This is a genomic window from Paenibacillus sp. OK060 (assembly GCF_900101205.1).
Taxonomy (GTDB): Bacteria; Bacillota; Bacilli; order Paenibacillales; family Paenibacillaceae; genus Paenibacillus; species Paenibacillus marchantiae.
This window is the reverse complement of sequence record NZ_FNFR01000001.1, coordinates 731,432-746,730: the sequence shown is the minus strand read 5'-3', so window position 1 is coordinate 746,730 and position 15,299 is coordinate 731,432. Positions and strand designations below refer to the sequence as shown.

Annotated in this window: 16 protein-coding genes; 6 read left to right on the top strand and 10 right to left on the bottom strand. The window is 44.8% G+C overall.

All coding sequences use genetic code 11. From position 1 onward, the window contains the following. Window positions 1-131: 131 nt before the first annotated feature. Window positions 132-731 (bottom strand): NmrA family NAD(P)-binding protein, encoded by a 600-nt coding sequence (locus BLS14_RS03440; RefSeq protein ID WP_176854319.1) that lies wholly within the window; start codon window positions 729-731, stop codon window positions 132-134. Window positions 732-861: 130 nt separating this feature from the next. On the opposite strand from BLS14_RS03440, the gene BLS14_RS03435 reads away from it, so the two are divergent. Then, window positions 862-1,224: an iron-sulfur cluster biosynthesis family protein gene (locus tag BLS14_RS03435; RefSeq protein WP_072732612.1), complete on the top strand. Its 363-nt coding sequence runs from the start codon at window positions 862-864 to the stop codon at window positions 1,222-1,224. A gap of 246 nt (window positions 1,225-1,470) precedes the next feature. Further along, the gene (locus BLS14_RS03430) at window positions 1,471-2,247 is read left to right on the top strand and encodes a M15 family metallopeptidase (RefSeq protein ID WP_064638795.1); all 777 of its coding nucleotides are present in this window, start codon (window positions 1,471-1,473) and stop codon (window positions 2,245-2,247) included. 204 nt (window positions 2,248-2,451) lie between these two features. Here the strand turns inward: BLS14_RS03430 and BLS14_RS03425 are convergent, their stop codons facing one another. Continuing rightward, window positions 2,452-3,222 carry an alpha/beta fold hydrolase gene (locus BLS14_RS03425; protein ID WP_063563469.1) on the bottom strand — a complete coding sequence of 257 codons (771 nt, stop codon included), beginning with the start codon at window positions 3,220-3,222 and terminating at the stop codon, window positions 2,452-2,454. Between the two features lie 154 nt (window positions 3,223-3,376). Here BLS14_RS03425 and BLS14_RS03420 point away from each other — a divergent pair, with 154 nt between their 5' ends. Then, window positions 3,377-3,991, top strand: coding sequence for a TetR/AcrR family transcriptional regulator (locus BLS14_RS03420; RefSeq protein WP_256336135.1), 615 nt, complete (start codon window positions 3,377-3,379; stop codon window positions 3,989-3,991). A 255-nt stretch (window positions 3,992-4,246) separates the two neighbouring features. Here the strand turns inward: BLS14_RS03420 and BLS14_RS03415 are convergent, their stop codons facing one another. Next, entirely contained in the window at window positions 4,247-4,522 is a 276-nt protein-coding gene (locus tag BLS14_RS03415) for a hypothetical protein (protein ID WP_072732609.1), read from the bottom strand. Between the two features lie 130 nt (window positions 4,523-4,652). On the opposite strand from BLS14_RS03415, the gene BLS14_RS03410 reads away from it, so the two are divergent. Beyond that, window positions 4,653-5,285, top strand: coding sequence for a nitroreductase family protein (locus BLS14_RS03410; protein ID WP_063563466.1), 633 nt, complete (start codon window positions 4,653-4,655; stop codon window positions 5,283-5,285). A gap of 211 nt (window positions 5,286-5,496) precedes the next feature. Then, complete coding sequence (locus tag BLS14_RS03405) at window positions 5,497-5,961, top strand: AraC family transcriptional regulator (RefSeq protein ID WP_072732608.1); 465 nt, start codon at window positions 5,497-5,499, stop codon at window positions 5,959-5,961. A gap of 91 nt (window positions 5,962-6,052) precedes the next feature. On the opposite strand, the gene BLS14_RS03400 is transcribed toward BLS14_RS03405, so the two are convergent. The 3 genes from BLS14_RS03400 to BLS14_RS03390 all read right to left on the bottom strand — a co-directional run bounded on the left by BLS14_RS03400 (window position 6,053) and on the right by BLS14_RS03390 (window position 10,240). After that, the gene (locus BLS14_RS03400) at window positions 6,053-7,297 is read right to left on the bottom strand and encodes an aminopeptidase (RefSeq protein ID WP_090949535.1); all 1,245 of its coding nucleotides are present in this window, start codon (window positions 7,295-7,297) and stop codon (window positions 6,053-6,055) included. Window positions 7,298-7,347: 50 nt separating this feature from the next. After that, a complete protein-coding gene (locus BLS14_RS03395) occupies window positions 7,348-8,889 on the bottom strand; it encodes an acetate--CoA ligase (protein WP_244552112.1) in 1,542 nt (513 codons plus the stop codon). A 346-nt stretch (window positions 8,890-9,235) separates the two neighbouring features. Beyond that, on the bottom strand, window positions 9,236-10,240 hold the full coding sequence (locus BLS14_RS03390) for an aldo/keto reductase (RefSeq protein ID WP_090949534.1): 1,005 nt from the start codon (window positions 10,238-10,240) through the stop codon (window positions 9,236-9,238). 203 nt (window positions 10,241-10,443) lie between these two features. Here BLS14_RS03390 and BLS14_RS03385 point away from each other — a divergent pair, with 203 nt between their 5' ends. Next, complete coding sequence (locus BLS14_RS03385) at window positions 10,444-11,289, top strand: AraC family transcriptional regulator (RefSeq protein ID WP_090949532.1); 846 nt, start codon at window positions 10,444-10,446, stop codon at window positions 11,287-11,289. A gap of 86 nt (window positions 11,290-11,375) precedes the next feature. On the opposite strand, the gene BLS14_RS03380 is transcribed toward BLS14_RS03385, so the two are convergent. The 4 genes from BLS14_RS03380 to BLS14_RS03365 form a co-directional block, all read right to left on the bottom strand. Next, entirely contained in the window at window positions 11,376-11,774 is a 399-nt protein-coding gene (locus tag BLS14_RS03380; RefSeq protein WP_053782092.1) for an Asp23/Gls24 family envelope stress response protein, read from the bottom strand. Window positions 11,775-11,807: 33 nt separating this feature from the next. Next, window positions 11,808-12,887, bottom strand: coding sequence for an AI-2E family transporter (locus tag BLS14_RS03375; protein WP_063563459.1), 1,080 nt, complete (start codon window positions 12,885-12,887; stop codon window positions 11,808-11,810). Window positions 12,888-12,986: 99 nt separating this feature from the next. Next, the gene (locus BLS14_RS03370; protein WP_090949530.1) at window positions 12,987-14,438 is read right to left on the bottom strand and encodes a sensor histidine kinase; all 1,452 of its coding nucleotides are present in this window, start codon (window positions 14,436-14,438) and stop codon (window positions 12,987-12,989) included. Next, the gene (locus BLS14_RS03365; RefSeq protein WP_064638805.1) at window positions 14,416-15,123 is read right to left on the bottom strand and encodes a response regulator transcription factor; all 708 of its coding nucleotides are present in this window, start codon (window positions 15,121-15,123) and stop codon (window positions 14,416-14,418) included. The genes BLS14_RS03370 and BLS14_RS03365 overlap by 23 nt, the downstream gene beginning before the upstream one ends. Window positions 15,124-15,299 lie beyond the last annotated feature (176 nt).

Below are 15,299 nucleotides of genomic sequence, written 5' to 3'. Positions count from 1 at the left end.
CACCATGCTGGATTGGGGTATTGTTAAAGGTTGAACAATCAGCAAAAAAGACGGGCGTTCCGGCACCGTCTTCTTGTTATTCAGCAGAATTTGCTTCCAATATTTTTATAATAATTCTTATATCATTTCCCTTAATGCATATGCTGCCTAATAAATTGCTCCAGAGAAACCGGGCTTTGCCCTGTGACTTTCAATACCGTCTCCGTCGTTTGATCTTCTCTTCCTTCCTCACGGATGAATACATCCAGCCCTGCCAGAGCCGTGGCGTAATCTTCTGACATTCCCGCCTGAATCAGGCTATTTCTCAGTTCTGCATCCGACAATGATTCATGCTGAATACGCTGATCCAATAAACGACTAATGATGTCCGCAACTTGCCCATAAGACAATGTCTCTGGCCCCGTAATGATATGAGCTGTATTATGGGGGACAACATCTGTCAGAGCAAAGAAGGCAACTGCTGCGATATCATCTGCGCTGACAAAACCAATTTTACCATCACCAGCAGCACTGTAGATTTTACCCAACTGCTTCATCGTCTCCCGATGCGGTCCCTCTGTAAAGTTCTCCATAAAATAGGAAGGCTGTAGTACAGTCCACTCAGGAGCAAGCTCCTTCAAGCTTTGATGTACTTTGCCAAATATAGGTCCGTCTTCATCAACGGAAGCACTGCCAAGCAAGACGAATCGTTTAACGCCGCTCCATAACGCTTCCTTGATGAACGGAATCATTATGGCTTCCAGACTGATCAGTCAAGAAAATAAATGCTTTGATTTTTGCCAAAGTGGTATAATGACAGTAGAAGTTGAATTAATCCATTTACCATTACAATCGTGCCAACATATAAAGGAGTGTAGCGATATGCATATTCAAATTACAGATTTGGCTGCTGCGCGATTAACTGAAAGCCTGAATGATCAGCCCGGTTATTTCAAAGTGATCTATGACATGGAAGGTTGTGGCTGTAACGGAATTATCGCCATACTTATCGTGGATGAACCCGAAGCTCTAGATGTACAAATTGAAACCAATCTGGTGCCATTCTATGTCGATCCGAAACAACAGTTAAACCTGGAGCAGCACATGAAGCTGGACACGGAACTTAACTATCCTTCCTTCAAACTAAGCAGTGATTCCGGTGTACTCAGCAGCAATGTCCGTGTTCGGGATGCTCGCGCTGTGGCTGCTGGAAGCTCCGGCAATTCTGTTTCATGCGAGCTGTAATTCAAAAGTTTGTGGCTGAAATAATGAGCATTTGATTCGCCTATCTATGTATACAGAAAGACTTTGCACAAAAGGTGCAGAGTCTTTTTTTGTGCTCTTTTTCTCGTCAGACAATTAAAAGCTATGAATCTCGCAAACTTTGTTTACAACTCGGAAACAATTGGAGAACCTATGGATATAATCCTCTAGTATACTCGGTATATACCAAAGAACGAGATTGATATAACCCGAGGAGGAACACACATCATGAAATCTTTTACACGTAAATCCATCGTATCCACGATACTTATAGGTTCTGTCGTAGCAGGCTCAGCATTCACAACGCTGCCCTTCACTAAGGAACTGAATCCGGTCGCATCTGCTGCCAGCTCCAGCTTCACTCAATTCCTGCACGATAATGCACCTGGACGCACAATCAAAACGAGCAGCAGTGGCCTGGCAACGGTAACAAATCTATCAAGCACGGTTGTGCTAGTGAATAAAAAGAGAAACCTGCCTTCAACCTATGCCCCTCAGGATCTGGTTGTTCCTAACATCCCATTTAGCTTCTCCGGCTCCAGTCCGAAAAAGCAAATGCGTAAAGTAGCTGCCACAGCAATTGAGAACTTGTTCGCAGCAGCAAAAAAAGACGGCATTGATATCAAAGCCGTGTCCGGTTATCGCTCTTATGCTACCCAAAAATCCATTTTTGACCGTAATGCAAGTATCAAAGGCGAAGCCGTTGCGAATAAAACCAGTGCTCGTCCTGGACAAAGTGAACATCAGACGGGTCTTGCGATGGATATCTCCAGTGCATCAGCGGGATATGATTTGCAACAAAGCTTTGGAAACACCAAGGAAGGCAAATGGCTGAAAGCCAATGCACATAAATACGGATTTATCATTCGTTATGGCAAAGATCAGGAGAAACTGACAGGCTATTCTTATGAGCCATGGCATGTGCGTTATGTTGGCGTGTATATTGCGGGTGAAATTACGAGTCAGAACCTTACACTTGAACAGTACCTGGAGCGCGCCAAATAAAACAGTAGAAATCTGATGACAAAAGGTATTCATTCCACTCTCATATGACTATCGTATGTAAATTACAGATACAACTAACAGGACGGGGCTCGATTTCGGGCGCCGTCCTGTTGCATTATATCTACAACATTTTAATCGTTCTCCAAATCGAAAAGATAAGGATCAGCTCAACCACATTGATGTTAAGTTCGATTCATTGCAGATTTAAGGTTTACTATTCAGTTCTGTGCTCCATTCCTCTACAGCATCAACGACCTGTTTTAATTGCTGCTCTTCCTCAATCGCTGGATCATTGTCCCCTTTTTGCTTCCCATAAGAGCCAAATTGGCCATGGTTCCCTCCTTCTACACTGACATACAAAGTGTCAGCAGGTAGATTGGTTTTGGCACTTTCCCAAGCTTCTTTATTGAGAACTCCATCTGCTGTACCTGTAATTTGCAAAACAGATAAATCAGTGTCTTTTATGGATCCGCCCTCATCCGCATAAGAAGCCAAGAAAAATACACCCTTAAGCTTCTCACTGTGTTCCGAAGCATATCTCGCTGCAAATGAACCTCCTAAAGAGTGACCCCCAATAACAAATGATTCGTCTGGGTGTTCTTCAAGAAAGGAGTCCGCTTTATTTTGACCGAAAATGGCTAGATTCAGTGGCATTTCCGCAATATATACGCGATGTCCCCGTTGAGCCAGTTCTCTGGCAAATGGTGAGTAGCTTTCCGGTTCTACTAAACCTCCAGGATAAAAAATAATATTCGGTTCAATTACTTTCCCGGTTTGTGGCTCAAATTTATAACCGTCTTTGATCTCTGTTACTATGACCTGATTATCATTCTGAAATGCGAGTTCTGCTTGATTGGAAGGACTGTAGGTTATCGAATTGAGGTATACCAATAAGCCAATGATTACAATTACAATGAGGGAAACTCCCCATATCAATATTTTAGTCCATTTGTTTTTTTTCTCTGTTTTTGCCAAAGTTAAAACCTCTTTCAATATTATTTTGGATTAGGTTATCATTGAATTGCTGCTTCAGTTCCAGTAAATTATATTTACCGGTAAGTAAAATTACAAGTCTAATCTTATTCAATGGATAAGTTGTCATAAAATATTCACGGAGGTAATGATGAAAATGAATACAGATTCACAACGCTTACCAGGAAGACCCAAACAAGCAGAAGATGATTTACCCGTACAAGAAATAATTCTTCAAACGGCCGCCAAACTCTTTATGGAGCATGGGTACGAACCTGTTTCACTCCAACAAATCGCTAAAGCTTGCAATGTGTCTAAACCATCCATTTATTATCACTTCACCAGTAAACCGGAACTTTTTAAGATCGCGGTTACGACCATGTTTAAACATGTGCACCAAGCTACGTCACGATTATTAAGAGAAGCAGACAATCTGGAAACAGGACTGCTCCATGTGGCAGAAGCAAGGTTAGCTAATCCTCATGCGGAGATTGAGACTCTGCTCAAAGATGCGGAGAGATATTTGAGTGAGAAACAGATTGAGGAAATCAGAGCAGCGGAAAATAAAATTTACGTAGAGCTGGCTGATTATTTTAAAGATGCGATGGATAATAACCTGCTTCGAAGCAACAATTCCATGCTTCTCGCGCAAACTTTCTCAACAATGATGGTCATCGGCAATAAGGTAGATACATTAAGAGAATATGATTCCACTTTAAATTTAGGTAAGGAGATTGTCGGAATTTTTTTGCGAGGTACAATGGTGAGATGACTGGCCTCCAGACTTATATAAAAATGGCGTTCCTCTCTCCTCGTTCGGGGTTGGAGCATAAGACATGGAGTGTAAAAAAAAGATGAGACGTGTATGAGAGGTTGAAGAAGCGCCTGCAAAATGCTAAGGAACCTCAGACACGTTATAACGGGGTTTAGGCCATATGTAACGTTTTTGGAGCATTTTAGGAAATAACGTGTCCGGTGTCCCTTGCAATTGAAAAAGAGAGCCAGGGGCCCATAAGCCGTCTATTCCTTAAGTAAAGAACATGCTCATGATGCCTGAACCTTCCTGCCGACCTGCTATTTTTCTGAAAACGACTGGCAGCCTCTTCACACTCTCCGTCCCGGCCCAGGAACCAACGCCTGCAAGAAGTGCATTATGAAACCAAAAAAGTGCAACATTATACGCGATGGTTCCCAGTACCATCTCCACCACCAAAAAACGTTTTAGCGTGGAAGATTCGATGACGTACACCTGAAATTCATTTCGCGACTTTCCAGCCTTGTGCCTTGTGATGAATGTTTTCATGAATCACCTCTTCTGTTTTATTTTATCGTATGGCAGGCAGATCTTGTCTTATTCAAAAATAATACTTACATAAAGTAACTTAGTGTGTTATAGTCAGTTTATAAACCATACATAAGCGAGGGAAACTACCATGAGTGAATTGGAGAATCTGGTCAAAAACCGTAGATCGGCCGTTATTTTTGAAGAAGGAATTGAGATTCCAGAGTCAGAATTGCAAGAGATGTTTGCCTTGAACAAATTCGCACCTTCCGCCTTTAACCTCCAGCATACGCACTATCTTGTGCTGACGGACCCGGCTCAGAAAGAAAAAGTCTATGAAGCTTCCCAGCAATATAAAGTAAAAACGGCCTCTGCGGTCATTGTTGTCCTCGGCGATGTCAACGCACACCATCACATCCGCACAATCAATGAGGGCCTGCTGAACCTTGGTGCGATGACTCCGTTTCAATACGAGCAAGAATCACAGAGTGTCATCGAATTTTACGAAACGCGGGGAAGGTTCTTCCAGAGGGAAGATGCAATTCGTAATGCCAGCCTGTCAGCGATGCAATTGATGCTTATCGCTCAGGATCGTGGTTGGGACACCTGCCCCATGATTGGCTTCGACGCGGAAGAGTTGCAACGCAGTTTGGATATTCCCGACCATTATGTACCTGCCATGCTAATTACAATCGGCAAAAAGTCCGAAGCCAAACAACGTCCGCGCGGATACCGCAAACCGATTAACGAATATGTAAGCTTCAACAAAATGCATGCCGAATAACTTGGGAATGTGACATCCGTAACTTTTCACTGATTCCATTACAAAAGAGAGGTCGATGATCAGATCATCGGCCTCTTTCCTATTTCCCCAGAATAAACAATTCGCACGTCAAACCAATCTCTCTTTCCCCAAAAATACATATGAATATTTTTTTATACCATGATAGCATTCGAGATGTAACCCATAATCGTAACGAAAGGAATGAACTCCAATGGAATTCCACATCGAAAACCTGCCAACCTCCCGAATTGCTTATGTACGACAAGTGGGTCCGTATGGTCCTGCTAACAGCCACGCGATGGAAACATTAAAGACCTGGGCAAGATCCAAAGGCCTGCTTACAAGGTCGACCATCTTGTTCGGCATTCCGCAGGATAACCCGAAAACCACCCTCCCCTCTCAATGCAGGTATGATGCATGTATTGTCATATCAGAGGGTTACTGCCCGGATGAGTCGACTCCCCAACTTGAAGAAACTGAACTTCTTGGCGGGCAATATCTGGTTTGCAAAGTCAAACACACAGCAGAAGATGTGCAGCAAGCCTGGACCGAGATTTTCCCGTATTTGCAGAGCAATGGTTGTATTATGGACAACAAACCCATTTTGGAAAGGTATGCCGGTGATCTGCTTCTTCTGGATTTTTGCGAAATATGTGTACCCGTTAAGCCGCTATAAATCATTTAAAGTTGTGGATGCCAAAAACAACAAAAGCGACTTCAACGTTGAAGTCGCCTTTGTTTCTAACTTATTGCCTTGTTTTCACCAATTAAAATGCCCAGTTCCCTTTGCGGAATACAGGTTCCACCGTTCCATCCTGCAACTCACCATCAATGTCGAGCTCTGCGGAGCCGATCATAAAGTCCACATGGGTCAGACTAACGTTGCATTCATGTTTCAGCAATTCCTCGTTAGACATCGTCGTACCATCTTTCATGTTGAACGGGTATGCACTTCCTACAGCCAGATGGCAAGATGCATTCTCATCAATACCGGTATTATAGAAAATACGATTCAAGTTGGAGATTGGCGAATCATGCGGCACGAGGGCAACTTCGCCAAGATAACGTGCACCTTCATCGGTGGCAAACAGGTTTTTCAGATGCTCTTCACCCGAAGCTGCTGTAAAAGCAACGACCTGTCCATCCTTAAACGTAATTCTCATCTGGTCCACTAGTTGACCATTCAGGTTCAGCGGCATCGTGCTGCTGACGAATCCGTTGACTCCACTGCGCTTCGGCATTGTAAATACTTCTTCTGTCGGCATGTTCGCAACGGTATACACACCTTGCTTGTTTTCGCTACCGCCGCCACCCCAGATATGGTTGTTCACCAGCTCAATTTTCAAATCCGTTCCGGGTGCGCGGTAGTGCAGGCTTTTATAATTTTTCTTGTTCAGCAAATCACTCATAGCATTCAGGGTGTCCAGATGTTTTTTCCAGTTCTGAATAGCATCTCCGCCATCGACACGGTTCATTTTGAAGATGGTTTCCCACATCACGTTAATGCGATCTTCCTCTGGAATGTCGGCAAATACTTTGTTCGCCCACGCCTTGGTTGGCGCTTTGATCAGACACCAGCTAATTTCGTGGTTACGTGTATATTTCGAAAATCCGCGACGTGCATGAGCCGCCGCTTTGGTTGCACGCGAAACATTGTCGGAATTGATGCCTTTGTATAATTCAGGGTTAGGTACTTTGATCGTGAGCGTAGCGCCGCCTGCTTCTGCAAACTTCTCCATCATTTCCGCCTTCCAGGCCGGGTAATAATCGAAGCTGTCATCAGAGCCATGTTCAAAACGGCTGCGTGTAATATCGTCATCATCAAAATCAACCTGTACATACTTGGCGCCAGCCGCATACGCTTTTTGCACGATAAGACGTGTGAATTCCAATGTTTCGATGGGTGCCGTTACGAGCAGATCCTGTCCTTTCTGAATATTTACGCCAACTTTGACAACCAGCTCTGCGTATTGTTCCAACGATTTTTCAAAGGTTTGTTCAAAATTACTCATGGTTGTGTTCACTCCTGTTTCATATTTGAATACTATTGCTGCACAATCATTTAAGCCTTGCGTTTCTCCTGCTCACGCAGCTCTATCCGGCGGATTTTTCCTGAGTTTGTTTTCGGCAGATCGGCTACAAACTCGATTTTACGTGGATATTTGTAGGGTGCTGTCCATTCCTTCACATGGTTTTGCAGTTCACGCGCCAGTTCTGGTGATGCGAGAGACTCGTCTCTCAGCACTACAAATGCTTTCACTACGTTACCACGGATCTCATCAGGACTCGCTACGACCGCACATTCCTTCACGCTGGCGTGTTTCATCAGCGCTTCTTCCACCTCGAACGGTCCAATCGTGTATCCCGAACTGATAATGATATCATCACTTCGACCTTCAAACCAGAAGTAGCCTTCTTCGTCTTTGCGTGCGCGGTCACCTGTTACAAAATAATCCCCACGCTGATTCGCTTCCTTCCGTCCCTCATCCTGGTAATAGGCACGGAACAAGGCTGGCATATCCTTATGCACTGCGATATCTCCTACTTCACCAGCAGGTACAAGTTGTCCCTCTTCATTGACGATCTCAATAAGGCCTGGTGTAATGGACTGCCCCATAGAACCAATTCGTACGGGAGCATCTTTTAAGCTGCCGATCAGCAGCGTGCTCTCGGTTTGTCCATATCCGTCCCGGATCGTCAGGTCAAAGTGACGCTGGAAAATTTCAATTACTTCCTGATTCAACGGCTCACCAGCAGACACGGCGCTGCGCAGTGCGGACAGATCATGGTGACCCAGATCGTCTGCTTTGGCCATTAACCGATATTCCGTCGGCGTACAGCACAAGACGTTGATCTGATGCTCCTGCAACAGTTCCAGATAACGTTTGGGTTGGAATGATCCATTGTAGACCAGTCCGGTAGCCCCTCTTCCGAGTACAGACAGGAACGGACTCCAGATCCATTTTTGCCATCCCGGTGCTGCCGTTGCCCATACCGTATCCGAAGGCTGAATATCCAGCCATAACGATGAAGCGATCCGTAAATGGGCATACCCCCAACCATGACTATGTACTACGCCTTTTGGATTACCAGTCGTACCGGAGGTATAAGCGAGAATAGCCATATCGTCACGATGTGTTTCCACCGCAGCCATCGTATCGGATTGGCCTTGCATTAACTGGTGTACATTGACCCAGCCTTCTCCAGGTACGCTATCATCACCATTTGGTGATGCAACGATGCGGTGTGCCAATGCCGGCAGATCTGCATCTATTTTTTCAACTTCAGCAGTCGTCTCGGACCAGACAATGACAGCCCGGGCCTCGGAATGCCGAAGACGATACTCCAGATCTTTCGCACGCAGCATCTCGGAAGAAGGAATAACAGCAATCCCCAGTTTCAGGCAGGCAATGTATATAACATAGGCAATAATTCGGCGTGGTACCATGACCAGCACCCGGTCGCCCTTCTCCAAACCAAGATCACGCAAGCCTCCAGCAAGACGATTTGCCTGCTTCAATAACTCACCATAAGTGATCTCTTCCAATTCTTTATGATCGCTCAGCCATCTAAGTGCAACCCGATCCGACGGGTGATTCTCCATCTCGGATGTCAGGTTATAGGTTTCAGGCGAAATCCACTGTTGAAAATTCAAATGGAGCCTCTCCTTCATATTTCAAATGTATAGCATCTATATATTATACCCTAAATCCTAGGACCTGGTGCTATGATATGAAATAGTTTAAGAAAAAAATAAACATAGGTCAATTAAGCCGAAGCTCTAAAAGGTCTATCTCTACATATAAAGGATGATAAGTAAGACAAAAAAAGTGTCCTCCCGACTACAGGAAGACACCTTAGTTATCCCAACATATCTATATCATGGGGATCAAATTAATCATTGTAGACATGACTCTGAATCTCCAAAGTCATATCTCTGCGTTACAAGTTTACCAAGCGTAGTTTCCGATGCCATCCAAGATGCTTTCGATTTCATTCAGCTCTTCTGTCGTCAGATCTGGTGCCTGAAGGGCCGCTACGTTTTCTTCAATCTGGGACACACGGCTTGCGCCAATCAGAGCGGAAGTAACTCGGTTACCACGCAAAATCCAATTCAGCGCCAACTGGGAGATCGTTTGACCTCTACGTTCAGCAACCGCCTGAAGTGCTTCGAACTTGGCGATCCGTTCGTCCGTATAGGCTTCTTTTCTCAGATTGCCTGTTGGATTAGCGCGCTCTTCCTTGATCTTGTCCACATATTTATTCGTCAACTGTCCCCGGCCAAGCGGACAGAATGCGATCGATCCTACGCCGTACTCATCTAGCACATCCTGCAATCCATCCTCAATCCAGCGATTCAGCATCGAATAGTTTGGCTGGTGAACCAGACAAGGTGTTCCGAGACGACGCAAAATAGTAACTGCTTCTTTCGTCTGTTCGGCATCATAGTTGGACAAGCCTACATGCAGAGCTTTACCCTGTCTAACGATATGATCCAGCGCAGTCATCGTTTCTTCGAGCGGTGTCTCCGGATCTGGACGGTGATGATAGAAAATATCTACGTAATCCAGTCCCATCCGGCTCAGACTTTGATCCAGACTGGCAATCAGGTTTTTGCGAGAACCCCATTCGCCGTATGGACCGTTCCACATATGATAACCTGCCTTGGTTGAAATGAGCAGTTCGTCGCGGTAAGGACGCAGATGTTTTTTGAGAATGACACCAAAATTCTCTTCGGCTGATCCTGGAGGTGGTCCATAGTTGTTGGCCAAGTCGAAATGGTTAATCCCCAGATCGAATGCGCGCAGGATCATCTCTTCCTGAATATCCAGGGTGCGGTTTCCACCGAAGTTCTGCCATAAGCCTAGTGCTATTTGCGGCAGTTTAATTCCGGTTTTGCCAGAGCGGGCATATTTCATTTCACTGTATCGTTGTTCACTCGCAGTATAAGGCATCGTTAATCTCTCTTTTCCTGTAAAAGTTATTGAATACCCTTTCATCTTAGACACTTTCCATGTAAAACGATATGGCATTTCACTACAACGATATGGAAAAATGATTGGTATCTTCATCAAATGACATTTATAAAACGATTCCTTTTCACCTTTTATATGTTAAAATGCAAGGTATAACGACCTCATAACAGGAGTGAATAGCCTTGATTACGTATATGTGCAAAAACAATCACTTTCAGGAGCTGCAGCTCCTTCATTACGGCACAGAAGCTTGCGCACCCGGTCACCACTTCGGCCCGGCCATGCGGGATTATTACAAAATCCATTACATATTGGACGGCAAAGGTACCTTCGAAGTTGGAGGCAAAAAGGTTACGCTGCGCAAAGGTCAGGGGTTCCTCATCGTGCCCCATTCTGTCGTTCATTATGAAGCAGATCAGGATGATCCGTGGGAGTATAGCTGGGTTGCTTTCCAAGGAAGCACCTGCCCTTCGTTATTACAGCAGGCCTGCCTGTCTGAGCACCATCCGATCTTTGAGATGGGTAATGACGATGACGAGATGCGCTCCTGTATGCACCGCATGATTAGCTCTCGCAACACCCATAAGGGATGGGAGATCAGCATGACGGGATTGCTCTTTCAGTTTTTCTCCATTTTGATTGATCGAGCCGGTGAGGACAGACCTATTCCGCTCCAGGACTATACGAAAGAAACTTATGTCACTCAGGTGATGGATTTCATTGAGATTAATTATGCTAATACCATAACCGTACAGTCCATTGCGTCTCATGTTGGCTTACAGCGCAGTTACTTGTGCTCTCTCTTCAAAGACAAGATGGGCACCAGCATTCAGTCTTATCTGGTCAATTACCGCATGCGCAGGGCGGCTGAGCTGACGCTGGATCCGGCTTTGACCATTGGGGATATCTCCCGTTCCGTTGGATATGCCGACCAGCTGCTTTTCTCGAAAATGTTCAAAAAAGTTATGGGCGAAGCCCCTACGTATTATCGCAAACACAAAACAGCACCTTCCCATTTATGCAGCTAATGGGAAAGTGCTGTTTTGTATTTTTACACAGGATATCACTACCTGCTTATGACTGAATTCCATTCGTTCGTTCTAATCGTTCTGCTTTAAACTTGCTCCTGCATGGTCACGCCTACCACTTGAACTTTAATTTCATTCACCATAATGCCTGTTAATTGCTCGACAGCTTGCTGCACATTATGTTGAAGTTCCTGACAGACTTCATGCATCTTTTTGCCAAATTGAACATTGATTCGCAGTTGGATAGATGCCTGGTCATCTTTGATCGCAACGTCAATCCCTTTCTGCAAGCTCTTTCCGCTGATACTCTTGGCGATTCCTTCGGTAAGACCAACAGACATGGAGGATATTCCCTCTGTAGTCTGAGCGGCCATGCCAACAATTTTGGATACTACATCGTTGGAAATATGAATGGCGCCCATTTGAACAGATTGTGGCTCAATATACTCAGGTTCAGTGTATGGTTGTGGGATGATTTCAGACATGATTTCCACTCCTTCTATATCATTTATAAATGTTTAAGCATTCTGCCATTTGTCCTTGAAGAATAGCTGATAGATTCGAACCAAAATAATCTTAACGATCATGTAGACAGGGATGATAATCAGAATGGCAATAATGCCGCCCAGATCCCCTGCACCCAGCACCAATATAATGGTGGTAAGCGGGTGAATATCGAGTTTTTTGCCGAATACATACGGTGCAACCAGATTATCCTGAATTTGCTGCGCTACCAGAATAATAATGAGTGACCAGATCGCAACCGAAGGGGATACCACCAGTCCCATAATAACAATAGGAACGGAAGACAGGATCGCCCCGATAAACGGAACAAAGTTCATAATGACCGCAATCACGGTTAACAGCAGTGCATACGGGAGACCGATGATCAGGAAACCGATATACATCAGCACGCCCAAAGCCAGATTCACGAGAACTCGTCCCACGATAAAGCCGCTTAACGCCTGATCGATCTCAAGTACCACATCACGACTGTCTTTTTGGAAACGTTTAGGTGCAATGTGCACCAGCTTACGACCGAATTTCTCTCCCTGCTTCAACATGTAGAACAAGATGATCGGGAAGGTAAACAGAACAATCGCAAAGCTTGAGATGAGTGAGAAGAATCCACTCACATAGTTCGTTACAAAGGTGAAGCCTTTGTTAATGTAATCCGTAATCTGCGAAAACGGGGTCGACCCTTCCGGGAACAAAGCCGTAATGGCACCGTTCTGCTCGAGCTCTTTAAGCTGCAAACTCAGTGAATTGATTAAATTTGGTGCGTTTTCTACCAGGTTGATCAACTGCTCGCGTAGTGAAGGCCATAACCCTATAATAAACAGGGCGAACAGTATACCAAACACCAGATAGATCAACAAAATGCTAAGTGTGCGATTCAGCTTCTTTTTTTCCATGTAATTGACGAGCGGCCGCAGCAGATAATAAAAGAATACGGACAACATCATCGGCACGGTAATCACCGTAATCATGGTAACAAGCGGTTGGAAAATAAAGCTGACACGTGATAACAGATAGATATTGATCAGTATCAGTGCCAGTGCAATACTGAAACGTACAAACGAATTTACTTTGAACAAAAAGTTTCCCCTCCACTTAACCTTTTCTATATGAGCATTTTGCAAATGGTGATCAGAATGACAAATGTTTATGTCAACCTTATCCTTTATGTCGGTTCTTTATTTCGGAATCTGTATAGTGAACACCGTCGTCTCTCGTCCACGCTGGGAAAGTGTTAATCGTCCACCCATTTTCTCGGTGTTCCGCCGCGCAATTGCTAGTCCAAGCCCGGTACCCCCGGTTCCCGTACGAGCCTCATCCCCTCGCACAAATGGATCAAAGATGGTTGCCCACAACTCTTGAGGGATACCCACACCGGTATCAGCAACCTCGATAACCACATGGTTGTCCAGTGGGATTAACTCCACACGCAGCTCCGTCCCCCGCGGGTTGTAGGACAAGGCGTTTGTAATCAGGTTCTGAATCACTCTGGACAACAGTTCCGGATCATACCTTGCATAGATCTCTTCATCAGGAACGAGCACATGCAGGCCAAAATGGTTCTGCTCAATCTCACCATATGTGTCGGCCATAATTTCACGTACAAATTCGCCGATTTCCCGCTGTTGAATATGCATACGGAAATCTGGTGAATCCACTTTGAGCAATTCCAGCATATTCTGAATCATGCGCGCGACCTGAACGGACTTGTTGTATATATATCCCAGATATCGCTGCTGCCTGTCCTTATCTTCCCCCCGCCCTTCCACCAAAGCCTGAGCGTATCCTTGAATACTGGTGATTGGAGTCTTGAGATCATGTGACAGATCCACAATTAATCGCTGTTTGCTCTCTTCGGCATAACGTTTCTCCGCAGATGTATTCTCAATGACGTCCGCCATATAATTGAAGGTTTCTCCAATCTGGACAAATTCCCTCTCTGCCGAGATGGACATGCGCGTACTATAATTCCCCTGGATCATCTGGGTAAGACCTAGAGAGAGAATACTCAGCGGTTTTTTGATTCGACGGGCGACCCAGTAGCTGTATACAAATATCAGCAGCAAGACCAATCCGATCCCGATCATAATGTAGAACGATAACGGATGCTTCAAATTGGTAATCAGTTGATTATCATTAATTCGTACACTGACCAAATCACGCGGAATCTTCAGCAAAACGTACTTTGCAGCTCCCTCTGTTGAAAGCGGACTAATGGAGTAATAGTACGGCTGTTCATTTCGGTTTTCGAGTCCTGCATATAGCTCAGCTTCACTGTACTGAGTGAACGTATCCTGCTTGTCCCCGATATAACGAATGACCCTGCGATCCGCATCCAGCACTTCAATCCATCCCCCACTGTCCTTGAGACGCTGAATTTCGGTATTATTGGTCTCATCGGAACTACCGGACAACCATTCGTTCTCCAGTTCTGTCACGTACACATGTGCCTCCACACTCAGATCAGGATCCACCACCTGATCCGAAATGCGGAAATCAACCACATCCAGATTAATGATAATGTACACGATGGCTACCAGTAACAACAAAAAGAAGTTGAACAGCAAAAAGTCCAGTGTCAGGGACGTTTGCAATAGTCTCTTTTCTCTAGCTTTCCATGGGCGCTTCAATTTTGTATCCCAGTCCCCTTATCGTTTTTAAATATTCCGGTTGCCTGGAGTCGCGCTCGATCTTTTCCCGAATGTTACTGATATGTACCATTATCGTGCTGTCCTCGTGAGCGTAATAATCTCCCCAGACGGCTTCGTATATTTTTTTACGGGTGAAGACACGGCCTGGCTGCTCAAGCAGAAGCTCCACGATTTTGTACTCTGTTGAGGTCAATGTCACAGGTTTACCCGAGCGAAAAAGGATACATTGGGATCGATCAAGCCTAAGCTCACCCAGCTCAAGATTTAACTCCTTAGCAGCAGGCACGTCAGGTGCATCAAATTGATTGACTCTTCTGAGCAAAGCTTCCACTCTGGCGACAATCTCCAAAGGATTGAAAGGTTTGGAGATGTAGTCGTCAGCACCCAATCCGAGTCCAAGGATTTTGTCATGGTCCTGGCTTTTGGCCGACAGGAACAGAACAGGCATATGATGTGTGGACCTGATTTGTTTGATCAGCTGGAGTCCATCCATTACAGGCATCATAATATCCAGTATGACCAGATCAATCTGAGTTGAACGGATACACTCTAGCGCCTCTACTCCATTAACGGCTGTCACAATGTTGTAGTCCTTCTCGAGGTACAGCTGAAGCAGTTCCACAATTTCGGGTTCGTCATCTGCAATTAATAGTGTGTATCTCATGCGAATCCTCTCATTCCTATTTCAATAAATTCAGTTTTCATTCGAATTCGTATCCGTACATTCCATTTGTTATTGTTCATATGTCTATACGTTACTACTATATACTACGTCTCTTAAATCAATCTAAACCATTTCTAAAGATAACCTAAATAAAAAGCCCAGGCATCAGGCCAGAG